We start from the raw sequence: 24,528 nt of genomic DNA on the forward strand, positions 1-24,528 counted from the left end.
ATGAATATACCTAATATCCTCACGCTCTCACGCATCATCATGATCCCGGTGTTTGTGGTGATTTTTTACCTGCCGGTGGGGTGGAGCTACCTCGTGAGTGCCGCAATTTTCGCGCTGGCAGCGGCCACGGACTGGCTGGACGGATACCTGGCCCGAAAGCTCGACCAGAGCACCCCGTTTGGCGCCTTTCTTGATCCGGTGGCTGACAAGCTGATGGTGGCCGTGGCTCTGGCGGTGCTCATCGAGGAGCATTCCGCAATTTTGCTGACCATTCCGGCTACCGTTATTATTGGCCGGGAAATCGTCATTTCCGCCCTGCGTGAGTGGATGGCGGAAATCGGCAGCCGTGCCAGCGTTGCCGTCTCTTACATCGGCAAGATCAAAACAACGGCGCAGATGGCTGCCATTGTGGGGTTGCTGGCGTTTCCTCCCGGCGTTCCCTGGGCCGATGTTGCGCTGGCACTGCTCTACATCGCCGCAACTCTCACACTGTGGTCCATGGTGCTGTATCTTAAGGCTGCCTGGGCTGATCTGTTTCCGGAGAAGGTGGCAGGTGAGACGGATAGTCACACTTCGTAGCCCATTCAATAACCCTGGCGGCGAGGTCGCTGCCAGCGGCGCCGAAGGCTTCAACAATCTGGTCAACAGACGTGCCCGAAGCAGGCTCCTCAACCCGGACATGGCGGGTGCACAGGCTTGCCCTTGATCGGTTGTGAATCATCTGAAGGTGCAGCTCAATTACCACCTCTGGTTCGGATTCCGGATTCTCCGCGTGAAAGCCCGAAAGTTCTGTTACCAGGGTAAGCTCCGCCTGGGTCGGGTTGGTGTCGGTAATAACCCTGGTGTAGGCGCCACTCTGGCGAAGCGTACTGACCAGCATGTCCCGGGCCATCGCCGGCATCGTATCCCGCCAGCGAACACCTTCATAGGCCCTGAACTCCCGGGGCGTTGGCTTGGCCAGAATCAGCGAACCATTGAAAGGCTCTGAGGCGTAGGGTGTATCGACGCGAAGGGAGGCCGAAACCGGTTGCCCGGACTGCTGGATTGCTTCGGGCAGAGCCAAGTCCATAACACGGGGTGGGTCCGGGTTCGGAAACACCGTGCAGCCGCCGGCCAGGGCGATACCAAGAATAAGCGTAAGCCTGACGATTGCGCTCAATGTCACGGTGCCAACTCCTTCATTGTTTCATTACCGAACAGCGTGCCCGTGGGATCCTGTTCCAGGCGGCGGGTAAACTGATTCAGGCTGCGCAGGGTGGACCTGAGCTCTCTCAGCGCAGGCGCTAGCTCACCCATCCCCTGAAGCCCGGAATCCATGGCGCCCCGGTTGTCGCGCGTCAGCTGATCGATTCTGGACATGGTGGTGTAAATAACCTCTAGGGTTTTATCCATGGACTTCAGAACCCGCCGTCCGTCAGTCTGCAGCAATTCATTGGCGTTATCCGAGACCCGGGAAACCTTGATGGCAGCCTCCTCGGCACGAGTGCCGGCAGCATCAAACCGGTCCAGCAGAGCCGACAGCTGCTCCCGGCGGGCGATCAGGGCGTCGGTGGCTTCACGGGTGTTCTGCGCAATGGCTGCCATGTTCTCAAGGTTATCCCCGGACAACAGTTTGGTGGCGTTGGTAAGCAGGAGGTCCGCCTTGGCCAGGAGTTGCTCGCCGTTGGTAAGGAGACTATTGAATGCAGAGGGCGCCGCTACGATCACCGGGGGATTGTCGCGATCCCCCTTAAGTACAGGCCGGTCGGGGGTGCCACCACTGAACTGCACACTCATGCTCCCGGTAATGTTCGCCAGCACGAGCCCTGCCTTGGTGTTGTCACGAATGGGTACAGACTGATCAACCCGAACAATCACCCGGACACGACCAGGGTTTTCTGAGTCGAGGGTCAGCGTCATCACATCACCCACCTGCACGCCGCTGTAAAGAACCGGATTACCTTCAGCCAGACCGCTGACAGCGTGGTCAAAGACAATTTCGTAGTAAGCCCATTCCCGGTCGGCAGATGATTTTGCCAGCCACAGGGAAAAAATCAGGGCTGCCCCGAACGCGATGATGGTGAACAGGCCAATGATCAGGTGATGGGCCCTGGGCTCCATGGTGACTACTCCTGATTTCGTATCTGTGAATGATCCCTGAAGGCGTAACTGGCTGCGCGGCCGCGGGGGCCGTTAAAATAGTCCTGAATCCACGTGTCCTCCATGGTGGCAACCGTCTCCAGAGTATCAGCTACCAGCACGCGGCGCTGTGACAGTACCGCAACCCTGTCACAGGTTGAATACAGAGTGTCGAGGTCATGGGTGACCAGGAATACCGTCAGCCCAAGGGCGTCCCGTAGCGTCACAATGAGGCGGTCGAAGCCAGCGGCGCCGATGGGGTCCAGCCCGGCGGTGGGCTCGTCCAGAAACAGGATTTCGGGATCCAGGGCCAGCGCTCTTGCCAGGCTCGCCCGTTTGACCATGCCACCGGAGAGTTCAGACGGGTATTTCACGGCGGCCTCCGGTGGTAGCCCGGTAAGTGCCAGTTTCATTCCTGCCAGCTTTTCCGCCTCCGGCCTTTTCAGTCCGGCGTGTTCAATCAGGGGTACCGCGATATTCTCCTGCAGGTTTAGGGAGGTGAACAGGGCGCCCCCCTGGAACAGAACGCCAAATCGTTGCTCAACCCTAGAACGGGCCCTCGCCGGGAGTTGTGTAAGGTCCTGGTCAAAGACCCGAATATGGCCGGAGGTGGGCGCGATGAGCCCGACAATACTTCGCAGGAGCACGGTTTTACCGGTTCCCGAGCCACCAACCACGCCCAGAATTTCGCCCCTGAGAAGGTCCAGTTCCAGGTTTTCATGGACAATATGGTCACCGAACCGGTTGCACAGTTCGCGCACTTCGATCACGGGTTCCGTAGCGATTTTGGTTTTTAGGGTTGCACTCATCAGCGCCATGATTACCAGCCCATTTCCATAAAGAATAGTGCAGCAATGGAGTCCAGCAGAATGACCATGAAAATAGACTGGACGACACTGGCGGTTGTGTGTTCCCCAACGGATTGCGCACTGCCTTCAACCTTGAATCCCTCAAGGCAGCCGATAACCGCTATCAGAAAGGCAAAAACCGGAGCTTTAACCAGACCCACCAGGAAATGCTTCAGTGCAATATCGCGCTCAGCAATGGCCATGAACTGAATGGGCGAGATATCCAGCACCAGGGCACACACCACGGCCCCGCCAACTATCCCCGAGATCATTCCGACAAAGGTAAGAATCGGCAGGCTGACCATCATAGCCATTACCCGTGGCAGTACCAGTAGTTCAATGGGATTGAGCCCCAGGGTGCGAATGGCATCCAGCTCTTCATTAACCTTCATGGCGCCTATGTGTGCCGTAAAAGCGCTGGCGGTGCGGCCGGCCAGAAGAATGGCAGCGAGGAGCACACCGAACTCCCGGAGGAATGAAAATGCCACCAGGTTGACGGTATAAATGGTAGCGCCGAAGCTCTCCAGTACCGTGGCGCCAAGGAAGGCCACAACGGCACCGACCAGAAAAGTGAGCAATGCCACGATGGGCAGTGCATTCAGCCCGGTATCATGAACAGCCGCTACAAACGGCGTCATTCGCCAGCGTCCTGGCCTGGGCAGGTTCCAGACCAGAGTAGCCAGGGTCTGGCCGATAAAGCCCACGAGAATCCACAGCAGCCGGAAGATGCTTTCCACCTTCTGGCCGGTTCCGGTGATAAAGCTCCAGAGCAGGGAGGGGGTCGCACGGCCCGGTGGGGGCTGGTCTTTCATCGCTTCGCAGACGGCCGCAATCAGGGCGGATTTCTCGCGGGGTAACTCTCCGGGGGCCGATGCCGCTTCCAGCAAGCGGTCCGGCCCGACCAACGAGGCCAGCTGTGAGGCGCCGGCGGTATCAATCCGGTCCAATCGGGAGAGGTCAACCGGTAACCTGCTGATCTCTTGTACAGACACAGAAGACGCCACCGATGTCAGCGCCCGGTAATGGCTCAGTAACCAGTCACCGGCGACCCTGAGGGTGCCGGCTTCAACGGTCACGGAGCCCGGGCCGGAGAAAGGTCTTTGTGGATCGGTCTGCTTGGAAGAAACGGGACTGGGCACGTTCTGTCGAATCCATAAGTGATGTTACTGGCCAGTCACTAGCTTAGAGAGTGCGGTGAATCTCTGCCAGTGGGGAAGCTGCTTCATCGTATCTTGTGTTCGTGATAGGCCAAACTTTACCCACAAACCCCCATAAAACAAAACCTTGATAAAAAACTATTGACGCCTGAACGGTAATCCGTAGAATACGCAGCCGTTGACGGGGCAATGCCTCTTGGCGAAGAGCGGGAATAGCTCAGTTGGTAGAGCACAACCTTGCCAAGGTTGGGGTCGCGAGTTCGAATCTCGTTTCCCGCTCCAATTTCAAGTCTCTCAATGCCCACCTGAGAGCACAAAGATCCGATTTCTTCGATCTTTCCCGGCGCGGTGGCAGAGTGGTTATGCAGCGGACTGCAACTCCGTGTACGCCGGTTCGATTCCGACCCGCGCCTCCATTTTTATGTCAAAAAACCAATGCCTTATGGCATTTCAGTTCTGTTGATTTCCTCACCCGAAAAATATCCAAATTACACCCAAAGTATTTTTAGGGGGTTAGCCCTCGTGGTCTGTTGTCAGTGGCGAGCGTAGCGCAGCCGCTGACAACACAGTCCGACTTAATTGACCCTGTTAGCGATTCTTGGGCCTTTCCGCGAACACTATCGCGTGATTTTGGACAGGAGATCCGGGTTCATGACAAGATTTCTTACCCCATGAGCATGGTCTTCATCGAAGGCATTGCCTTTGCACCACTTGCCAACCGACTCAATATTGACCTTAGCGACTTTGGGGCGAACGCCCCAGGCAACCTGAAAAGGAGAGCCTTTTTCATTGTAACCAGGCCCTGTGGTGGAACCGGCGTATTGAACAGAAGTTCCGGTATCGTTAGGGATATTCAATGCTTGTTGAAATCCGTTTCTCTCTCCGTACTGGGTTAGTTCGCCGAAATTACCTGCACTTTTGTCATTAACGAGGACATAAACTTGAGTCTCTACGCGCAATTGCGGATTCTTAATCGAGTCGTTGAAACAAGAACCCAAAGTTGGTCCTGGATTTATCTGAGCGGTTGAGTGTACGTAGTGGACCTCAATCGTGTCTCCAGGATAAAGGCTGCCGTGTTTGCTTGGGCATACTTCGTGGTCGAGAGGGGATAACTCCGCCTTTGTCAATTGCCCTGAATACTGGTAACCGCTCAGATATCCGTGGCCATCACCATTACCGGCATACTTGGTGAATTCACCGCCTTTGTGCTCCGCATTTTTGTGAAAGTGTATATTACACAGATTCATCTGCGAATACGCAGGGGCAGCGTTGAAAGCAACACTGTTACTACCGTTGACCGAGTCAATATCGCGTGGTGATTGAGGCCCAAACCCCTTGCCCTCAGTATTTTTTGCCAACTTGTCCCGTTGCTGGGCAATGACTTCATCCGAGACTGGATCTTGACCGCTAGATAGCGTGTCTTTGGCGATCACGTTAAATGGCATTAGTGCCACAGTTGCTAGAACGAAAAGCGTTTTTGCTTCCATTATTTTAACTCCTATTTAGTTAGTGGATGTTGAGAGTCTGTCTTATTGGCGCTGGGGGAGGTGACGACTCGCTAACCCGGAGCACACTGGCGGGCTTTACGGAGCAAAGTGGCGAAAAGGCCGTCCGAGTGACGCGTATTGATACTGATTGAGTTTTCTCCTCAGCCTAGTGGTTGCCCGCCAAGCTGGAAGGCAACGAAGCACAACAAGGGTGAAAACTCATGAACTTTTACCATAGCACTCACCGCCATTATCCTGAAATTGATCGCATCGTCCAGCACGGGGCGATGCTCAAGGCCCATGTGGTCAACACCACCAGCCAGTACAACCTGCCACCGAACAAAGTGAAAGCTCCGCGGCCCGGTGATACTTGAACAAGCACTGGATGCCGTGGGCAACCAGTGCACCAGATTTAACGGTTGGGTTACCGCCCTTCTCCTATTGGCCTGATTTTCACTCTAGACCCGTCAAGTTTGATCTTTGAACAGGGAATACCATGAGTAACGCGACACAGCAGTTAAAAGCCCAGGAGCGTCGAACCGGAAGTTTCTGACTTTCCCCTCATGACTGCATTGCTTTGGGCGTCGAGGAATATATCTTCCAGGACCTCTCCAGAAACAAAAGAAGATTTGAGAGTTTTTCCCGGATTTCCCGGACATTGATTGTCTGCATAACCTTTACACAATTTGTGTACGCAATGAGTGTGCTCACGATCCGGGTTTGGTCGTAATTCAAAGCCCCGGGGTATTTTTGGTTTCCGGGTCCTGGTTCGATCTAAAGCTTGAATAATTCGAGCGCTCGTTCTATTTTTATGTTCCGGAGGTCGAAATATGAACAATTCCAATAATACGAACCCTGGTAATACAAACCGTCCCCTGCGCGTTGACGGCAAGACTGCACTGGTTACGGGTGCGGCTGGCGGCCTGGGCCACAGCTTTACCCGATGTCTGCTGGAGGCCGGTGCCACGGTCATTGTCAGTGGCCGCCGCCGCGAGGCACTGGAGTCCCTCAAGGGTGCATTTCCCGAGCATGCCGACCGCATCCATGTGGTCACCATGGATGTCACCGACGAGGCAAGCGTCACTGAAGCGTTCGACACCATGGCCGGTGACATCGCCACCCCCGATGTCGTGGTTTCCAATGCCGGCGTGGCGACCAGCAAGAAGGCCCTGGACCTGGCCGGTTCGGACTGGGACCGGGTGATCGACACCAATCTCAAAGGTTGCTGGCTGGTCAGCAATGAAGCGGCGCGCCGCCTCTGCGCAATCAACCAGGGCGGCAGCATCATCATGATTTCTTCCATCCTTGGCCATCGGGTGGCCGGCAACGTGGCGCCCTATGCCGCCGCAAAGGCCGGTGTTGAGCAACTGACCCGTGCCCTTGCGCTGGAATGGGCCCGTTACGGTATCCGCGTCAACGCGCTGGCACCGGGGTACATTGAAACCGACCTGAACCGTGATTTCTTCGCCAGTGAACCCGGCCAGAAAATGATCCGCCGCATCCCCCAGCGTCGTCTGGGGCAGGCCGATGATCTCAGCGGTCCGTTGCTGCTTCTGGCTTCAGGACTTTCCGACTACATGACCGGCAGCACCCTTGTGGTGGATGGTGGTCATCTTCAATCCTCGCTGTAAGGAGTGGGCTGTGGACTTCAATCTGGACGCCAGGAACGAGTCGTACCGAAAACGCATCCGGGATTTTGTGGAGCAGGAACTGTTGCCGCTGGAGCAGAACCCGGAGGCCTACGATGAGCATGAGAACATTGCGCACGACCACCTTGAGAAGATGCGCGCCAAGGCAAAACAGCAGGGCCTGTGGTGCCTGCAGATTCCTGGGCGCCTGGGCGGCCAGGGGCTTGATGTCTCCGGTATGGCGGCCTGTTACGAGGAGATGAACCGCTCGATTTTCGGGCCGGTGGTGTTCAATTCCTCGGCACCGGACGACGGCAACATGATCCTGCTGGCGAAGGTGGCGACCGAGGCCCAGCAGAAGCGCTGGCTCAAACCCATCGTGGAGGGCAAGGTACGGTCTTCGTTTGCCATGACCGAACCGCCCCCCGGCTGCGGCTCGGATCCCGGCATGATGCAGACCACTGCCACGCGCAAGGGCAACCGGTGGGTCATCCACGGCCACAAGCACTATATTACCGGCGCCGCCGAAGCGTCCCATTTCATTCTGATTGCCCGGACGTCTGACGACACCCGCAAGGGACTTAGCGCCTTTCTGTTCCACAAGGACGATCCGGGCTGGGAGATCGTCCGGCGGATTCCGATCATGGGGCCGGAAGAGCACGGCGGCCATTGCGAACTCCGGTTCGATGGCCTGGAAATTTCGGATGAGAACCGGCTGATGGAGGTCGGTGACGGCCTCAAGGTCACCCAGATCCGCCTGGGCACGGCCCGTCTGACCCACTGCATGCGCTGGCTCGGCCTGGCCCGTCGCTCCCTGGAGATTGCCACCGAGTATGTCGATACCCGGGAATCCTTCGGTCAGACCCTGGCCCAGCGCGAGGGCGTGCAGTGGCTGCTGGGCGAGGCCGCGATGGAGATCCAGATCGGCCGGCTATTGACCATGCACGCTGCCTGGAAGCTGGACCAGGGTGACTTCGCCCGCAAGGAAGTTTCCATGGCCAAGGTCGCGGTGGCCGACACCCTGCACAAGGCGGTGGATACGGCCATTCAGTTGTGCGGCGCCCGGGGTTATTCCAAGGATACCCCGCTGGAATGGATCTACCGTTATGCCCGCCAGGCGCGGTTGGTGGATGGTGCCTCGGAAATACACAAGATGGTGTTCTCGAAGACTCTGCTGGCGGAGCGCACGGACTTCTGGCACTGGGGGGTGAAGGCCTGATGCCTGCGCTTGCCGACACATTCAGCGCCTTCATTGCCCGGCAAGCCGGCGCCCGGAGTGCCCGGGTTATCGGTTTCGACAAGCTCTCCGGGGGCGCCATCCAGGACAACTTCGGGCTGACCCTGGAGTTGGAGGGCGGCAGCCGGCCGGGGCGGCAGGCATTTGTGGTCCGGCAGGACGCCCCCTCCGGGGTGGCGGAGAGCCTGTCCAGGCCCGAGGAATTCCAGGTTTTGCAGGCGGCGTTTCAGGCCGGGGTTACCGCCCCGGAGCCGCTCTGGCTGTGCGAGGATACTGAGGTCAGTGGGCGGGTGTTCTATGTCATGACCCGGGCGCCGGGCAGCGCGTCTCCACGCAAGCTGGTCAGGGCGGATTTCACCGAAGATCAGCGTCGCCACATCGTGCGTCGGCTGGGTGCCGAGCTCGCCAGGCTGCACATGGTGCGGCCACCGCAGGAGTCGCTGGCCTTCCTGGCGCTGCCCGATCCGGACAATCCGGCCCTGAGTCGGGTCGCGCTGTATCGCCGTTATCTGGAAGAAATCGGTGACCCCCATCCGGTACTGGAGTGGGCGCTGAACTGGCTGGAGGACCATGCGCCGGAACCGGGCCCGACGGTGCTGTGCCACTGCGATTTCCGGACCGGCAACTACATGATGGATGGCGCCGAGCTGACCGCTGTCCTGGACTGGGAATTCGCCGCCTGGAGCGATCCCTGTGAGGATCTGGGCTGGCTCTGTTGCCGCAGTTGGCGGTTCGGGGCGGATGACCGGGAAGTTGGTGGCGTTGGAGCTAAACAGGATCTTCTGGACGGTTACCGGGAAGCAAGCGGCACCGGCCTTGATCCGGCGGTGGTGAGTTACTGGGAAGTCATGGCCCTGGTGCGCTGGGCGATGATCGCCTTGCAGCAGGCGCGCAGGCACATGTCCGGTGAACAGCGTTCGCTGGAGCTGGCACTGACCGGCCGCATGGTGGCCGAGATGGAATCCGACCTGCTGAACCAGATCCAGGAACGGGAGGATGGGCTATGATCAATCAGCCGGAAACCCGGGATTTGCTCACCGAGGCCCGCCAGGTGTTGCTGGATTCAGTGGCCCCGGAACTGACGGGAGAGCGCAAGTATCAGGCGCTGATGGTTGCCAATGCCATGGGTATGGCAATCCGGGAGCTTGAGCAGCGCGAACAGGGCCAGTCGGAGCAAACCGACCAGACCGTCCAGGCATTCCTGGCAGAGCAATCCCTTGAAGCCAGCGCCGGTGAAGATGAAACAGCCCTTGCCCGGGCCATTCGGGAGCGTCACCTCGATGGAGCGGATCCGGCCCTGCGATCAGTGCTCCGAACCCTCACGGAGGGCCGGTTGCGGATCAACAACCCCGGCTACCTGAAACGGTGAAGCATGAACAAGTACAACAAACTCGACAAGACAGCCGCCAACCACTCCGCGCTGACACCACTGAGTCTGCTTCAGCGCTCGGCACGGATCTTCCCGGACAAGCGGGCAGTCATCGACGATGACCGGACACTGTCCTACCAACAGCTCTACCAGCGCTGTCGCCAGATGGGCGATGCGCTTCGTCGCCGCGGCATCAATCCCGGCGACACGGTGGCCATCCTATGCCCGAACAGTCATGAGATGCTGGAGTCCCACTACTCGGTGCCGATGACCGGCGCGGTGCTCAATTCGATCAATATCCGCCTGGACGCGGCCACGATATCCTTTGTCCTGGCCCATGGCGAAGCCCGGGTACTGTTCTACGACACCCAGTGGGAGAACGAGGTCCGGGCCGCTATTGCCGAGCTGGAGGTGTCGCCGCTGCTGGTGGCCATCGAGCGCAAGGCGGGGGCGAGCGCGGGCCTGGCGGACCTGGGCTACGAGCATCTGCTGACGGAGGGCGATCCGGAGGCCTGCTGGCAACGGCCCGCCGATGAATGGCACGCCATCACCCTGAATTACACCTCCGGTACCACCGGCAATCCCAAAGGCGTGGTCTACCACCATCGCGGCGCCTACCTGGCGGCCATGACCAACGCCATGGTATTCAATATGACCGCCGAGACCGTCTACCTGTGGACCCTGCCGATGTTCCACTGCAACGGCTGGGCCTACACCTGGGCGATCACGGCGGTGGGCGGCACCCACGTCTGCCTGCGGGAGGTGGACGCCATGGAAATCTACCGCCGGATCGAGGGCTACGGTGTGACCCACATGTGCGGCGCGCCGGTGGTGATGAACATGCTGCTGCAGGAGCTGGGGCGCGAGGGCCTGACGCTCTCCCGGCCCGCCCACTTTGCCCTGGGTGGGGCGGCGCCCCCCAGCAGCGTGATCCACAAGGCGGAGGAGATCGGCTTCCGGATTACCCACCTTTATGGCCTGACGGAGACATTCGGGCCTTCGACGCTGTGTGTGCCCCAGCCGGAATGGCAGCAGCTGCCGCTGGAGGAACGGGCAGTGAAAATGTCCCGCCAGGGTGTTCCCACCCATGGTCTGGACGAGGTCGCAGTGCTGGATATGGTCAGTGGGGAACCGCTGCCTGCCGATGGCGACACCATGGGAGAGATCTGTATCCGTGGCAATACCGTGATGAAGGGCTACCTGAAGAATGCGGAAGCCACGGAAAAGGCGTTCAGGGACGGCTGGTTCCACACAGGTGACCTGGGCGTCATGCATCCGGATCACTATGTTGAAATCCGGGACCGGGCCAAGGACGTGATCATCTCCGGCGGCGAGAACATTTCCAGCCTGGAGGTCGAGGAGGTCCTTTACCGGCACCCGAAGGTTTCCGAGGCGGCGGTGGTGGCAATGGCCGACGAAAAGTGGGGCGAAGTACCCTGTGCCTTTGTCAATCCGGTCGACGGCGGCGAGACACCCACCGCCGAGGAGATTATTGCCTTTTGCCGGGAGCACATGGCGCACTTCAAGGCGCCGCGGAAGGTGGTGCTTGGTGAATTGCCCAAGACCGCCACCGGCAAGATCCGCAAAAACATTCTCCGGGACTCTCTGTCACGATGACAGGGCTGTCACGATGACCGGGCTGTCACGATGACCGGGCTGTCCCGATGATTGGGCTGACCATGGTCGGCGGGAGGTTGCGATAGCGCGAACAACGCATTCACAGCGATGAAAACCGGGCCGGATTCAACGGGCCTGCAAGTTCCAGTGACAACAAAGACAAGAGCACAGGAGCATTATCATGAAAACAACGAGCATCAGGAAACTCCTGGTTGCGATGACCGCAGCCGCTACGCTGGGTACCGCCGGTACCAGTTATGCCGAGGATCCGATCCGGATCGGGGGCATCTACATTCTCTCCGGCAGTGCCGCCACCTACGGTGAGTTTGCCCAGAAGGGCATCAACCTTGCGGTGGACGAAATCAACGCTTCGGGCGGCATCCTGGGTCGCCAGGTCGAAATGGTCTATGAGGACAGCCAGGGCAAGGCATCGGTAGCCATTCAGGCAGCCCGGAAACTGGTTTACTCCGAGGGTGTTGACGCCCTGGTGGGTCTGGACAGCTCGGGTGTTGCCCAGGGTATGGTTCCGACCATGCCAGAGCTGCAGAAGCCGCTGATCATCACCCACGCCGCGACGCCGGATGTCACCGGCAAACTGTGTAATCCGTTTACCTACCGCATCAGTGTAAACGTGGCCCAGAACATGAAAGCCGCCGCTCTGGTGGCCGCGGAAACCGACGCCACCAACTGGACCACCATTGGTCCGGACTATGCCTTTGGCCATCAGTCCTGGGAGTTCTTCGGTAACTACCTCAAGGAAATAAAGCCGGATGTGAACCTGATGTCGGAGACTAACTTTCCGCGCTTCGGGGCCGAGGATTTCACCCCGTTCATTGACCGTGTAATGGGCTCCGACGCCGAGGGTGTGCTGATCTCCGTCTGGGGTGGTGACCTGGTCAACTTTATCCGCCAGGCTAATACCCGTGGGTTCTTCGAAAAGGACCTGGAGGTGATGTTTACCGTCGGTGCCGCGACCGAGGTGCTCTCCGCCCTGGGCGACGAAATGCCAGAGGGTGTGCATCTGTCCACGCGTTACTGGTATGAGGCCTATGACAACGCGGTGAATGATCGCTTCGTCAAGGCGTACATCGACGCCTACGGTACTCCCCCGAGCTACAACGCCGAGGGGGCCTATGCGGCTATCTATGCCTATAAAAAGGCCATGGAAACAGCCGGTACCACCGAAGGTCCTGCCGTCGCCAGGGCGCTCAGCGGCATGAGCCTGGAGGCGCCGAACGGCACGGTGACTTTCCGTGAGGGTGATCACCAGGCGATGGTCAGTCCGAACTGGGGTGTTTCCGGCCCCATGCATCCGGAGCACGGCATCCGCACGCTGACCAACCTGCGGATCTTTGACGGCGAAAAAGTAGCCCGCACTATCGAAGAGACCGGTTGCAAGCTCTGATCTGATTGTTGTTCTTACGCTTGCCGTGGCGTCCTCCGGGGCGCTACGGAACCGGCCCTAACCTAATGAGGTAATCCATGTCTGGCATCGGAGCGGCGTTGCTGAATAGTCTCGATATCGGGCTGCTGCTGTTTATCATCGCAGTGGGCCTGAATATCGTGTTCGGTGTGCTGAACATCATCAACTTTGCCCATGGGGCACTTTACATGCTGGGGGCCTACCTGGCCTTCACCCTGATCAATATTGCAGGCATGCCCTTCTGGGTGGCCCTGATACTGGCTCCGATGGGTGTCGCCATCCTGGCGGTGATCATCGACCGGGTCCTGTTGCGCTTCATTTATGCCCGGGACGTGGCAGACAGCCTGCTACTGACCTTCGCCATCCTGCTGATCATCAACGAGAGTGTGCGGATGATCTGGGGTAGTGGTATTCATGTGGTCCAGCCGCCGCAGCTGCTTTCCGGTTCGGTGCAACTGTTGGGCAGTTCCGTTGCCACCTACAGCCTGTTTGTGATTGTCGTCGGCCTGCTGTTGCTGGCCGGACTGTGGTACCTGTTCAACCGCACCCGCGTCGGCCGCGTCATGCGGGCAGCCGCACTGGACCGGGACATGGCCGAGGCCCTGTGCATCAACACCCGTCTGGTGGTGACCGGCGTCTTTGCCTTTGGCGCCTGGCTGGCCGCTGTCGGTGGTGTGATGGCCGCACCCATGCGTGCACTGGATCCCGGCATGGGTGACAAGATCATTATCGAGTCGTTCATTGTGGTGGTGATCGGCGGTCTGGGCAGCTTCCCGGGTGCCTTGCTCGGTGCCATCATCCTGGGACTGATTCACGGCTTTGGTGGCCGCTATCTGCCGGAAGTGAACCTGCTGTTGCCGTTCGTGGGCATGGCGCTGGTTCTGTTGTTCAAACCAACCGGCATCATGGGCAAGGGGGCAACCGCATGAAGACCAAGGTTCTGATGGCCATTCTGGCTGTGGTGATCGCCGGGCTGATTGCAGTGCCCTGGATTGCTTCCTATTTCTATGTGTTTATCTTTACCGAAATCCTGATCCTGGGCCTGTTCGCGGCCAGCTTCAACCTGATTTTCGGCTATACCGGTATGCTGAGCTTCGGGCATGCCGCCTTCTTCGGCATCGGCTCTTACGCCACGGCACTGGTACTGATCCATCTGGAGTGGCCGTTACTGGCCTGCCTGCTGGTTTCCATGGGGGCGTCCGCACTGCTGGCGCTGGTGATCGGCTTCCTCAGTGTCCGGCTCAATGAGGTGTACTTTGCCATGCTCACCCTGGCCTTTGGCATGATGGTCTTTGCCATCGCTTACCAGTGGCGCTCGGTGACCAACGGCAGTGATGGCCTTGCCGGGTTTACCCTGGGTTCCTTCGGGCTCGGCCTTGATCTCACCCTGGCTAATCCGTCGGTCTATTACCACGTAGTGCTGGCTATTGTTGCCATTGCCTCGGTGGTGCTCTATGTGATCTGTCGCAGCTCTTTCGGCATGATTCTCAAGGCCATCCGCCAGAATCCGGAACGGGTGTCCTTTGCCGGATTGAACGTACGCACCTACCGTCTGGTGGCCTTTGTCATTGCCGGCACCTTTGCGGGCCTGGCTGGCGGCCTGATCGCCCCGTTCCTGCGGGTGGCGAGCCCGGAACTTCTGCACTGGTCCATGTCCGCCGAACCGATTTTAATGGCCATCCTCGGTGGCACCGGATATTTCCTTGGGCCCTTCATTGGTTCTGCGGCGTTCTTATTGTTGGAAACCTGGATTACCACGTATACAGAGTCCTGGATGCTGGTTCTGGGCATCATCCTGGCCATGATGGTGATTTTCTTCCGCAAGGGTCTGCTGGGTACTGTCATTGACTGGTGGATGGAGGTGAAGAAATGAGTAATCCAATCCTTACCATAGCTAACCTGACCAAGCGTTTTGGCGGAGTCACTGCGGTATCTGGAATTAACCTGGAGGTCATGCCGAAGGAAACCATTGCCATTATCGGCCCCAACGGTGCCGGCAAGACAACCTTCTACAACATGGTTTCCGGCCGGATGCAGCCGACTGAAGGCAAGATCATGCTGGACGGCAGGGATATCACCGGCCTGCCGCCCCACAAGATCAGCCGGCTGGGAGTATCCCGGTCGTTCCAGATCAATAACATCTTCCCGGAGATGACGGTGCAGGAGAATGTGGAGGTGGTGCTGTCGGCCTATCACGGCCACAGCCGCAAGCTGTTCAACATTGCTTCCCGCAACACCGGAATTCAGCAGGAGGCGGTCGAGTTTCTGCAGCGCCTGGGCATCGACAGCCTCAGGGACCAGCGTGCCGAAGTCATCAGTTACGGCGACAAGCGATTGCTGGAAATCGCCATGGTGCTGGCGACACAACCCAAGCTGGTACTGCTGGACGAACCCACCGCCGGGATGACCCCGGATGAAACCCGGCGCACCACCCGGCTGATCAAGAAGCTTGCGGACAGTGGTGACTACACGTTCATGATTACCGAGCACGACATGGACGTGGTTTTCAACCTGGCGGACCGGATTCTGGTCATGCACCGTGGCGAAAAGCTGTTTGCCGGTACACCCGAGGAAGTGAAGAACCATCCGGAGGTTCGTGTCGCCTACCTGGGTGAGGAAGACGACGAGGCGGTCGAGGAGGCCAATCCATGATTCTTGATGTTCGCAATATCCAGACGTTCTACGGTGAGAGTCAGGCGCTCCAGGGTGTTACCCTTCAGCTCGAAGCCGGTGAGACGGTTTGCATCCTTGGCCGTAACGGTGCGGGAAAGAGCACAACCCTGAAAAGTATTATGGGGCTGACGCCGCCGCGATCCGGAGAGGTGATCTATGATGGCAAGCCGGTCCAGGGCTGGCCCGCGCACCGGATTGCCCGCGCAGGCATCGGTTATGTGCCGGAAGATCGCCGGATATTCCCCGGGCTGACGGTGCGGGACAACCTGGATGTGGCCTCCTATCAACGCAAGGGCAGTACCGCCCGCTGGACGGTGGATGGCATCCTCAAGAAGTACGAAATGCTTGGTGAGCGGGCGGACCAGGACGGTGCCACCCTGTCTGGCGGCCAGCAGCAGATGCTGGCGGTGGCGCGTTCCCTGATGATTCAGCCCAGACTGTTGCTGCTGGATGAGCCCAATGAAGGACTGGCCCCGGTTATTGTGCAGCAGATTGGTGAGCTGATTGACGACCTCAGTCAGACTACAACCATCCTGTTCACCGACCAGAGCGTGCGGTTTGCCCTCAAGCATGCCCAGCGAGCCTACATCCTGGAAAAGGGTCAGGTAGTGCATGAAGCGAGCAGTGATGAGTTGCGTGCTGATCAGGCCACCCAGGACCGGTTCCTCTCGGTCGCATAATCTGGCTTATAATCCCCGCCGCAGGAACAGACAGGCGTGGCAGCTATGATCAAGAATTATGAGGCATTTCGTGGTGAACTCAGCATGTCCAAGGAGGATGTGATCCGCGATGTTTACCGTCAGAACAAGGAACGAATCAGCATCAAGAAGGAGCCGACAGCGGTCAGAAACCTGACCCGGATCATCGAGTCGACCCTGCGGCTGGCCAACTCCAAGGGTTTCCATGCCATGACCCTCAGGGACCTGTGTGCGGATTCCGGGATGAGCATGGGTGGCCTCTATGCCTATATCCGCAACAAGGACGACCTGATTCATCTGATCCAGAGCCACGGCTTCATTATCACGCGGCGAACCCTGCTCTATTACACCGCAGAGGTCCCGGATGTCCGTGACCGTTTGTCTGCTGCGATCAAAGCGCACCTGTACCTGAGCGAGCTGATGCGGGCCTGGTTCTACTTCTCCTACATGGAGGCGAAGAGCCTGCCTGCCGAGGAAAAACGCGACGCGGTTGCGATCGAGCTGGAGATCGAAGAGATCTTCCTGGAGTTAATTGAAGACGGCATCAAGGCGGGGGTTTACCGCTCAAGAAATGCCCGCCTTGTTGCCTCGATGGCCAAGGCCCTGTTGCAGGACTGGTACCTGAAGCGCAGAAAATACCGAGACCAGAATGTTGCCGTTGATGACTACGCTGCGTTTGTCAGGGATGTAATTGAAAGCTATTTGCTCTGAGGACGCCGACTCTCTCCTGTGAGGACTGTGATGACTATCAGATTAACGAATCCGGAACTTGTGCGCGAAAGCGCCTATATCAACGGCCAATGGGTTCAGGCCCGCTCAGGCAACCGACTCCCGGTAACCAATCCGGCCAATGGTGAGCGTCTGGCCAGTGTGCCGGATATGAACGCCGACGACACCTTTAAATAAAGCCAATTCCAGAGTGATGGTGGTAAGCCCTTGAACGACTACCTTCAGAAAATCCTCCAAGGCCAGGCCATTAACTATGAGGCCTTTTTAAAGAAGCTCCCTGAACAGTATCGCCGCCGCCACCGGGAGGTGTTTGCCACGGAAAAAGTGCAAGCGAATCGGTGGGTCGTCACGGTTCTGGATGAAACCGCGTTCGCAGCGCTGCAGAATGAAGCGAAGGCGCCTGTGAGCCGAGTGGATGCCGCGAAAAAGGGAAACTCCCATCGCCATGGCACAGACGTAAGCCTGCTTCTGGTTTACCATCATGGCCTGACCTCCAGCCGGCCGGATGTCGTGGTCATTGAGTGCGATTCCGTGGATATGGGCTTTCAGCGTGCCCGCTGTGTGCTGATCGTTGAGAACGAACGTAATTTCCACCAATATCGACAGATGCTGAACTTTGCCAGTGAGGTGCTGGGCAAACCTTTGGAGTTGTCAGGGTGTGACGTGGTGTTGGGCGGTGGCAACCGGATTACCCGGGGTGCGATTCTTGAGTGGTTGATGGGCTATGAAGACGTATTCTGCGCCTTCGATTATGATGCGGGTGGTCTGCAAATGTTTGCGACGATCGCTGCTTCGCTCACTGACAAAGCCCGGTTTGTGCAACCCGCCGACTGGCAGCCGTGGCTTAACCGCTTCTGCAAGATACCGGATAGCACCGAACGGTTTACCAAAGCGCTTTCGTTGGCCGAAACGCTCCGATTTGTATCCTTGGCAGAGGCTTTTCGAACCACCGGAAAATTCATGGAACAGGAGATGATTCTGGATGAGTGAGCCCCAGGCGAGCCCAAGTAATTTCACCTTCGGCATACGCCGCCTCGTGCTGGTGGATTCCGCCGGCTTCTGTTACGTGGAAATCCCGGTGGATAACCATGGCCTGATTCTGGGGCCGGGCAACCTCGGCAAGTCCAGCCTGCTGAATTCCCTGCGTCTGTTCCTGTTACCGGAAAACAATTTCAAGAACAGCCGCAAGAAATTTGCTTTCCGCAATGCCAGCGCCGGCAGCTTTTACACCAACGAGGAAAGCTATCAGCATTACTTTCCCAGCCAGTTCAGCTTCCTGATCATGGAAGCGGTGAACCCGGCCGGGGTGCATTGCCAGATCCTGTACCGGGACAGCGCCAGCCAACTCAGCTATGGCCGAGCGTTTGTGCCGGTGGGTTACGACCAACTGCGGCCCCTGTTCTGGAATGGTGACGATGAGGACGGTATCGGGCAGGCCGTGCCAGAATTGTCGTTCAGCCGTTTGTCAGAGACCCTGAAAAAACGCTCCAGGGAAACCCGGCTGGTGAGCGACCCGGCCAGACTCAAGCGCATGCTGTACAGCAGCGAGTTAATGAACGCGGATGCCGTGCGCTATTCCGTGTTGCCACTGGGTGAGACCGACGAGCGCCGGGTACAGTCTCTGCGCACACTGATCCTGCTGCTGTTTGAAATGAAGGCGGACGATCAGGCCATGGCCAATGCGGTGGCCAGCATCATCGAGGCGGACAAGAAGTTTGCCGACGACGCTTTCGATTTCAACATCGACGACTTCCTCAATCGGCATGACCAGTTAAAGCAGCAGCAAACCCAGTTGACACGAATCGAGAAAGAACGTCCCCGGTTCGAAAAACTCCACCGGGATTATCAGGCCTACCAGACTCTGCTTCGCAGTCAGCACGATTTCGCCGCTTTTCGGGATGGCGTCACCAACGCCTTGCAGGACATTGGTGCCAGGCGCAAAGCGGCGGTGGAGGCGTTCAATGAACAGAACGAGACGCTGCGACATGTGGTGCAAACCCTGAAAAAACTGGAGCAGGATGCGAGCGGCCTGAAAGGCGAGATTCGCTCTGCCGACCGCCGCATTAAGCAGGTCGAGCAGAACCAGAAAGATGGCGATTTGCTGGTGTCCCAATACGGGGAGATGACCCTGCAGGAAATCGAGGACATCCAGAGGGAGGAACTCGATAGTAAGAAAGGGCATCTGGCTGCCCTCAAGAGTGCCGCCCAGGCGGAAATCCGGCTGGAGCAGATTGAGAAAAAGAGGCAGGAACTTGAGCGCAAGCTGGAATCCCTGAAGGATCGGGAGAGCAAGCAACAATGGCAGTTGCAGAACCAGTTGGAAGAAGCCACCGCTGCACCGCTGCGCGCCGTGGATCCCCGATTGGTCATGGCCAGCCCGGGCCAGGATCTGGATGCCGACAGCAAGGCGGCCATCGAAGCCTTCGCGCGACTGTTCGTGCCCAGTGATAAAGGCTTTGACTGGTTTGATGCCGAATACCAGGCTCAGCCAGCCCGGCAGACGGACTTTGCAGAGCAGCGCCGGCAGATTGAAGGGGAACTTCATGGCCTGGAAAAGGAACGCTCTGAGCTGGCCGACACCGCCAATCAGCAACATGACCGGCCACGGTTGATCGAGCGCACCGAAAAAGAGATCCGCGCCATCGAAAAAGACCTGGACACCCTGAGCCGTTACCCGGCGGCAGCCACCACACTCAGGGACGCCACCGAGGAAAAGCAGGCGGCGGAGGAACAGTTGGCCAGGCTGGAAGATCAGGCCCGACTGGAGCAGGAAAAGCAGGATGCCGTTCAGCAGAAAGCGGCCAAAGCCAGGGCCGAGAAAGACCGTATCGAAGAGCGGGAGCGGGAACTGGCGGGCCTCAGCCGCAGCGTGGGGACTGTGGAGCACCGTTTTTCGCATCTGAAAGTCGTGGAAGCCGAGCAGCCACTGGCCATTGGGCAGGTTTCTGTTGCAGCGTTCGATGACCTGCAAACCCAGTTGGACGACCTGGAAGAGCGCCGACGCAGTATCCTCGATCACCTGCGTCAGTTCGTCTATCTGGGCATCCATGAAGATGTCGAAGGCGAGTTGCAAAAAGACGGTCCTGCGTCATCGGTTATCCGGGAAACGTTCAAAAGCCTGTCGGACCTGTTTGCCGGCATGGCTGAGCGCTGGAATGTATTAGAGCAGCAGGTTGCTATCCACAACGAAACCGTGGCGAGCTACCGGCAGGCCCTGAAATCCAACCACGAGCACATTGCCCGTTTTGAAGCGCAGCTCAACCGCGAGCTGGACGGCGTGCGCATTAACGATCTGGTGGAAATCCGGGTGGATATCCACACCGACCCGAAATTCCGCAATCTGGTGGAAGAAGCCAACAATATCGACCCTTACGGCAACCAGCTGCAGTCGGACGCGTTCTACGACCGTTTGCGGGTGTTCGTGGCGGACTTTTTCGGGGAGGGCGGCAGCAAACGCCTGACCATGGACAAGGTCATCACCGGCATTTCCTACCGCACCCGCAAGGAAAACGCCGCCAATCTGGACAAGAAAGGCCAGTCCACCTCCACCACGGCGCTCATTAATCTGGAGCTGGTGTACCGGCTGCTGAAGCGGGTGCTGTATCCCGGCGTGCAGCTGTCGTTCCCCATGGTGCTGGACGAGCTGGCCAGCGTGGACATCAGCCAGATGCCGTCGTTGTTGGAGCGTTTACGCAACCAGGGCTTCAACCTGTTCTCCGCCGCCACCCACAGTGCCAGCGCGGAAGTGATCTACTTGATCGGCAGGCACCTGGAAGTGGGACAGATGCGTACCGCGCGCCCCTACAGCCCGCAGCGCACGCTGGTGTTCTGGGGCGGCGCAGAGGGTTTCACCAGCGGCGAATCGCTAAGTCAGTGGGCTGATCAGACCCAGACCGACCTGCTGGAGCCGGTGGATGAGTAAACGCTTCAGCACCCTGGACACCACCCGGTTGCTGTTCGAGCACCCGAAGATTCTGTTCCGGATGATCGAACGGATGGATCGGAACGAGAGCCGATATATCCGGGAAAGCGACCTTGTGGCCGAGGTGATGGACTATACCAGCGCTCTCGGCAAGGCAGACCGGGATCGGGTGCGTTTGGCGCTGAACACCGACAACCTGTTCCGCAGCGGCCTGGTGATTGACATCATCAAGGCCGAGGGTGAGCGGCGACTGGTGTTCCAGGATGCCCTGATCAACCTGATGCGGGCCTGCAACGCCTCGCTGTACCAGGAACTGACCGATGCCCGTTTGAGGGGGCATCTGGTGACGTTGCGGGATGTGCGCAATCGTCTGGAAACGAGCAGCTTCAGCGACGCCGACCCGGACTACACCGAATTGAGGGATGATCTTAACGAGCGGGTGAGCCAGCTCATCGGCTTGCTGCGCCAGAATGTCCTGCGCATGCAGACCATCAGTGCGCAGCTTGCGGACCTGTCCGGCGACGCAAGCCGAGCGCCGGAGAAATACCTGGAGTTCCGCCAGACCCTGTTTGAGCGGATCGTTACCCTGTACGAGCGCCACATCAAACCGACCCTGGTGTTTTTGAACCCGGACACGCGCCTGCCCGATGGCAGCAACCTGTTTGAGACCCTCGAAGCCATGGTCCGGCTGCTGGAAAGCCACGGTGATCACAGCCTGGCAGACCAGTTGTTCCGTTCCTCCATCAGCCTGAACGCCCTCTACAAACCCATTCAGGCAGTGGCCCAGGAGGTGGAACACTTCCTGCGCAAGACTCGCCAGGGCATGGTCCAGTACAACGCCATGGAGTATTTCTACGGCAAACTGCAGGAACTCAAGGGTGAAACCGAGACCCTCAGCCTGCGCCGCAAGTGGCTGGAGGGTGGGCACTTTGCCCGTGGTACCGGCTTCCTGGTGGGCCTGCGAGCCCAGCCGCGCCCAAAACATTACGCCTTCGGTAACTCGTCCAGCTACTATCAGTTGCTGTTCAGCGAACTGGCACTGCGGCTGAACGATCTTCGCCGTAAGGCCGAGGTGCCTGTTCTTCAGGAAGTGGGCGGAAGTGGCCGCCACACCCGTATCGACGTTCATCGCATCAACCAGCTCTATCAATGGCTGGAAATGCTGGAATTGCGGCCCACCACCGATCTGGTGCGGGAACTGCACGGCCGCCTGGATGGTTTTATCCCCGGCTATCGCTTTCCGGACTTGCTGGCGGCCCTGAACCGGTTGGTAAATTCACCCCCGGAGGGCCTGCGGGTTGTCACCACTAACCGCTTCCGAACCCTGGAACAGTCACCTGACAGCGAACAGTTTGTCTACCGGAAGCGCCGTCTCGAAACCGAAATCCCGGCAAACCAGGAAGAGCAACACCATGCCTGAATTCTCTGACACGATGGAATCCACCGAAATCGCGGGCAATGCCCAAGTGTCGACTATCTTCGACCAGATCCTGCCCGCACACAGCGCCGCTGTCTACCGGGAGTTCCAGGCTGGCCGGGTGATTGTGCGTGATGTGTGGGACAGCAACCGCTCCGAGCTGCGCGCCAATCCGCTGTACAACCTGCTTTACAATCATCTGTCCCACTTCCGGACCTTCTATGAGCATCTTGGCAGCGAGCTGGTGCTCAATGAGACCGGCGCGTTTTTCTTCCTCAAGGAAAGCAGTGACGACGAGAGCGAAGAGCACGATGAAAACGCCTTCCGGGTGCAGGTGGTACTGCTGATTATCGGGCGTTATTTCGCACGCAGCGGTCGGGATCTGGACTACCTTGGCCGCCCGGATGCCGGATTGAACGAGCAAGACCTCAGCGCCTTGGCGGCCGATGAGGAATATCAGGAAATTCTCAGGGCAGCGCGCTTCGAAAAAGGTTTCCCCGAAGCCCTGGATTATCTGGATAAACGCAATCTGCTGTTTCGTTCCGGCGCCGGTCGCTGTTTCCTGAGTTCCGCGGGGCTCTATTTTCTGCAGGAGCTGGTTCGGGAGTATGAGCAGGGGTAGGTTTCATGCCTCCCGGTTATTTGCTATGTTTGTCCCCGTTGGTTGGCGTTCATTACCAATCAGACATGTCAGCGGGAGAGACTGAAGCGCACAAGCGAGCCTTCAGCGCCGAAGGAGCAACTGCCCCGGAAACTCTCAGGCAAAAGGACCGCTGATATGAATACTTTCCGAAGAGCTGTCGACAATCGCGTCAGTCGGCACACCGAAGGAGCAAGCGGCCGGTTTCCCTGAAACGGCCGTGAATCTCTCAGGTCCCGTGACGGAAGGGGTGCTTTCTGCCATTTCGAGCAGAGAGGAAACCCTGGGCGCCTCACGGAGATTGTAATGAAGCGAATCGCTGTAATCGGCGGTGGTATCACAGGTATTACTACAGCTTATACGCTTGCCAAGCGCGGGCTGGACGTCACTGTTTATGAGAAGCACCGTTATGCGGCGATGGAAACCTCCTTTGCCAACGGTGGCCAGCTCTCGGCCTCGAATGCGGAAGTCTGGAACAACTGGCAGACTGTGATCAAGGGCATCAAGTGGATGTCCCGCCGGGATGCGCCCTTGCTGGTCAACCCCAAACCCTCCTGGCACAAACTGAGCTGGTTCGCCGAGTTCATTGCCGCCATTCCCCAGTACGAGCAAAACACCACCGAAACCGCCCGCCTGGCCATTGCCGCCCGTGATCACCTGTTTGCCTGGGCGCAGGAGGAGGGGATTGATTTCGATCTCAAGAAACAGGGCATCCTGCATATCTATCGCGACAAGGCCGGCTTTGATCATGCCGCGAAAGTTTCCAGACTGCTGGCGTCCGGTGGTCTGGAGCGCCGGGCAGTGACCCCCGAAGAAATGAAGGCCATCGAGCCGACACTGGCGGGCAACTATTACGGAGGTTTTTTTACCGAGAGTGATTCGACCGGAGATATTCACAAGTTCACCAACGGCCTGGCCGATGCGATCCAGCGTCTTGGTGTTAAAACCTGTTATGGTCACACGGTCACCGAACTGAATGCCGATGATCGCAATGCCTGGGTCACCGCGCACGATGGCGAGGAGCAATCCCGCGATACCTTTGATGGCGTGGTGATCTGTGCCGGTGTCGGCAGCCGGGCACTGGCTGCCAAGCTGGGCGACCGGGTAAACATCTATCCGGTGAAGGGGTACTCCATCACCGTTGAGCTGGACGACGAGGCCTCCCGGAAAGCGGCGCCGACGGTCAGCCTGCTGGACGATGCCACCAAGATTGTCACCAGTCGCCTTGGCGATGGCCGCTTCCGTGTTGCCGGTACCGCCGAGTTCAGCGGCTACAACCGCGATATCAAGGATGACCGCATCCGCCCGCTGACCCGCTGGGTTGAGCAGTGTTTCCCCGGGGTTTGTACCCGCCGGGTGGTTCCCTGGGCTGGATTGCGGCCCATGCTGCCGAACATGATGCCCAAGGTCGGGCCGGGGCGCCTGCCGACCGTGTTCTACAACACCGGCCATGGTCATCTGGGCTGGACGCTGTCGGCGATCACCGCTGAGATGGTGGCCCAGAGCGCGGTCGGGGATTCCTGAGGCTGCCTGTCTTGCGGAGGGAGGGCGGCTGCGTTATCTGG

General features: G+C 58.5%; 24 protein-coding genes, 2 tRNA genes and 1 riboswitch. Of the genes, 21 read left to right on the forward strand and 5 right to left on the reverse strand.

Features of this window, described 5'->3' with window-relative positions:
* Nucleotides 1-579 (forward strand): CDP-diacylglycerol--glycerol-3-phosphate 3-phosphatidyltransferase, encoded by a 579-nt coding sequence (pgsA, locus tag QPL96_RS08475; RefSeq protein ID WP_303286958.1) that lies wholly within the window; start codon nucleotides 1-3, stop codon nucleotides 577-579.
* Here pgsA and QPL96_RS08480 read toward each other — a convergent pair.
* From QPL96_RS08480 to QPL96_RS08495, 4 genes are read right to left on the reverse strand one after another with little or no spacing between them, the layout of a single operon-like run.
* Entirely contained in the window at nucleotides 512-1,165 is a 654-nt protein-coding gene (locus QPL96_RS08480; protein ID WP_303286959.1) for an ABC-type transport auxiliary lipoprotein family protein, read from the reverse strand. The genes pgsA and QPL96_RS08480 overlap by 68 nt on opposite strands.
* Nucleotides 1,162-2,100: an MlaD family protein gene (locus tag QPL96_RS08485; protein ID WP_303286960.1), complete on the reverse strand. Its 939-nt coding sequence runs from the start codon at nucleotides 2,098-2,100 to the stop codon at nucleotides 1,162-1,164. Before QPL96_RS08485 ends, QPL96_RS08480 begins: the two co-directional genes overlap by 4 nt.
* A 5-nt stretch (nucleotides 2,101-2,105) precedes the next feature.
* On the reverse strand, nucleotides 2,106-2,927 hold the full coding sequence (locus QPL96_RS08490; RefSeq protein WP_303286961.1) for an ABC transporter ATP-binding protein: 822 nt from the start codon (nucleotides 2,925-2,927) through the stop codon (nucleotides 2,106-2,108).
* 11 nt (nucleotides 2,928-2,938) lie between these two features.
* Complete coding sequence (locus QPL96_RS08495; protein WP_303287044.1) at nucleotides 2,939-4,042, reverse strand: ABC transporter permease; 1,104 nt, start codon at nucleotides 4,040-4,042, stop codon at nucleotides 2,939-2,941.
* Between the two features lie 287 nt (nucleotides 4,043-4,329).
* On the opposite strand from QPL96_RS08495, the gene QPL96_RS08500 reads away from it, so the two are divergent.
* Nucleotides 4,330-4,405 (forward strand) — tRNA-Gly (locus QPL96_RS08500).
* Nucleotides 4,406-4,465: 60 nt separating this feature from the next.
* Nucleotides 4,466-4,539: transfer RNA gene (locus QPL96_RS08505), tRNA-Cys, on the forward strand.
* A 201-nt stretch (nucleotides 4,540-4,740) separates the two neighbouring features.
* On the opposite strand, the gene QPL96_RS08510 is transcribed toward QPL96_RS08505, so the two are convergent.
* A complete protein-coding gene (locus tag QPL96_RS08510) occupies nucleotides 4,741-5,610 on the reverse strand; it encodes a delta-class carbonic anhydrase (protein WP_303286962.1) in 870 nt (289 codons plus the stop codon).
* Between the two features lie 221 nt (nucleotides 5,611-5,831).
* Here QPL96_RS08510 and QPL96_RS08515 point away from each other — a divergent pair, with 221 nt between their 5' ends.
* The 18 genes from QPL96_RS08515 to QPL96_RS08600 all read left to right on the forward strand — a co-directional run bounded on the left by QPL96_RS08515 (nucleotide 5,832) and on the right by QPL96_RS08600 (nucleotide 24,487).
* A complete protein-coding gene (locus QPL96_RS08515; RefSeq protein ID WP_303287046.1) occupies nucleotides 5,832-5,984 on the forward strand; it encodes a hypothetical protein in 153 nt (50 codons plus the stop codon).
* 456 nt (nucleotides 5,985-6,440) lie between these two features.
* Complete coding sequence (locus QPL96_RS08520) at nucleotides 6,441-7,241, forward strand: SDR family NAD(P)-dependent oxidoreductase (protein WP_303286963.1); 801 nt, start codon at nucleotides 6,441-6,443, stop codon at nucleotides 7,239-7,241.
* 10 nt (nucleotides 7,242-7,251) lie between these two features.
* On the forward strand, nucleotides 7,252-8,457 hold the full coding sequence (locus tag QPL96_RS08525) for an acyl-CoA dehydrogenase family protein (RefSeq protein WP_303286964.1): 1,206 nt from the start codon (nucleotides 7,252-7,254) through the stop codon (nucleotides 8,455-8,457).
* The gene (locus tag QPL96_RS08530) at nucleotides 8,457-9,482 is read left to right on the forward strand and encodes a phosphotransferase family protein (protein WP_303286965.1); all 1,026 of its coding nucleotides are present in this window, start codon (nucleotides 8,457-8,459) and stop codon (nucleotides 9,480-9,482) included. The genes QPL96_RS08525 and QPL96_RS08530 overlap by 1 nt, the downstream gene beginning before the upstream one ends.
* Nucleotides 9,479-9,844 carry a DUF6285 domain-containing protein gene (locus tag QPL96_RS08535; RefSeq protein WP_303286966.1) on the forward strand — a complete coding sequence of 122 codons (366 nt, stop codon included), beginning with the start codon at nucleotides 9,479-9,481 and terminating at the stop codon, nucleotides 9,842-9,844. The genes QPL96_RS08530 and QPL96_RS08535 overlap by 4 nt, the downstream gene beginning before the upstream one ends.
* Nucleotides 9,845-9,847: 3 nt before the next feature.
* Nucleotides 9,848-11,461 carry a long-chain-fatty-acid--CoA ligase gene (locus QPL96_RS08540; RefSeq protein ID WP_303286967.1) on the forward strand — a complete coding sequence of 538 codons (1,614 nt, stop codon included), beginning with the start codon at nucleotides 9,848-9,850 and terminating at the stop codon, nucleotides 11,459-11,461.
* A gap of 181 nt (nucleotides 11,462-11,642) precedes the next feature.
* Nucleotides 11,643-12,866, forward strand: a complete 1,224-nt coding sequence (locus QPL96_RS08545) for an ABC transporter substrate-binding protein (RefSeq protein WP_303286968.1) — start codon at nucleotides 11,643-11,645, stop codon at nucleotides 12,864-12,866.
* A gap of 77 nt (nucleotides 12,867-12,943) precedes the next feature.
* Nucleotides 12,944-13,813, forward strand: coding sequence for a branched-chain amino acid ABC transporter permease (locus QPL96_RS08550; RefSeq protein ID WP_303286969.1), 870 nt, complete (start codon nucleotides 12,944-12,946; stop codon nucleotides 13,811-13,813).
* A complete protein-coding gene (locus QPL96_RS08555) occupies nucleotides 13,810-14,757 on the forward strand; it encodes a branched-chain amino acid ABC transporter permease (RefSeq protein ID WP_303286970.1) in 948 nt (315 codons plus the stop codon). Before QPL96_RS08550 ends, QPL96_RS08555 begins: the two co-directional genes overlap by 4 nt.
* Complete coding sequence (locus QPL96_RS08560) at nucleotides 14,754-15,536, forward strand: ABC transporter ATP-binding protein (RefSeq protein ID WP_117617009.1); 783 nt, start codon at nucleotides 14,754-14,756, stop codon at nucleotides 15,534-15,536. The genes QPL96_RS08555 and QPL96_RS08560 overlap by 4 nt, the downstream gene beginning before the upstream one ends.
* On the forward strand, nucleotides 15,533-16,237 hold the full coding sequence (locus QPL96_RS08565; protein ID WP_117617010.1) for an ABC transporter ATP-binding protein: 705 nt from the start codon (nucleotides 15,533-15,535) through the stop codon (nucleotides 16,235-16,237). Before QPL96_RS08560 ends, QPL96_RS08565 begins: the two co-directional genes overlap by 4 nt.
* A 45-nt stretch (nucleotides 16,238-16,282) precedes the next feature.
* Nucleotides 16,283-16,966 carry a TetR/AcrR family transcriptional regulator gene (locus QPL96_RS08570; protein ID WP_303286971.1) on the forward strand — a complete coding sequence of 228 codons (684 nt, stop codon included), beginning with the start codon at nucleotides 16,283-16,285 and terminating at the stop codon, nucleotides 16,964-16,966.
* A gap of 30 nt (nucleotides 16,967-16,996) precedes the next feature.
* On the forward strand, nucleotides 16,997-17,161 hold the full coding sequence (locus tag QPL96_RS08575; protein WP_303286972.1) for a hypothetical protein: 165 nt from the start codon (nucleotides 16,997-16,999) through the stop codon (nucleotides 17,159-17,161).
* 30 nt (nucleotides 17,162-17,191) lie between these two features.
* Nucleotides 17,192-17,974 (forward strand): hypothetical protein, encoded by a 783-nt coding sequence (locus QPL96_RS08580; RefSeq protein WP_303286973.1) that lies wholly within the window; start codon nucleotides 17,192-17,194, stop codon nucleotides 17,972-17,974.
* Nucleotides 17,967-20,906 carry a hypothetical protein gene (locus QPL96_RS08585; RefSeq protein ID WP_303286974.1) on the forward strand — a complete coding sequence of 980 codons (2,940 nt, stop codon included), beginning with the start codon at nucleotides 17,967-17,969 and terminating at the stop codon, nucleotides 20,904-20,906. Before QPL96_RS08580 ends, QPL96_RS08585 begins: the two co-directional genes overlap by 8 nt.
* Complete coding sequence (locus tag QPL96_RS08590) at nucleotides 20,899-22,326, forward strand: hypothetical protein (RefSeq protein WP_303286975.1); 1,428 nt, start codon at nucleotides 20,899-20,901, stop codon at nucleotides 22,324-22,326. The genes QPL96_RS08585 and QPL96_RS08590 overlap by 8 nt, the downstream gene beginning before the upstream one ends.
* The gene (locus QPL96_RS08595) at nucleotides 22,319-22,945 is read left to right on the forward strand and encodes a hypothetical protein (RefSeq protein WP_303286976.1); all 627 of its coding nucleotides are present in this window, start codon (nucleotides 22,319-22,321) and stop codon (nucleotides 22,943-22,945) included. The genes QPL96_RS08590 and QPL96_RS08595 overlap by 8 nt, the downstream gene beginning before the upstream one ends.
* Nucleotides 22,946-23,007: 62 nt before the next feature.
* Nucleotides 23,008-23,106: riboswitch (glycine riboswitch) on the forward strand.
* A gap of 163 nt (nucleotides 23,107-23,269) precedes the next feature.
* Nucleotides 23,270-24,487 (forward strand): D-amino acid dehydrogenase, encoded by a 1,218-nt coding sequence (locus tag QPL96_RS08600; protein WP_303286977.1) that lies wholly within the window; start codon nucleotides 23,270-23,272, stop codon nucleotides 24,485-24,487.
* Nucleotides 24,488-24,528: the final 41 nt, after the last annotated feature.

This window comes from Marinobacter sp. SS8-8, from assembly GCF_030540945.1.
Taxonomy (GTDB): domain Bacteria; phylum Pseudomonadota; class Gammaproteobacteria; order Pseudomonadales; family Oleiphilaceae; genus Marinobacter.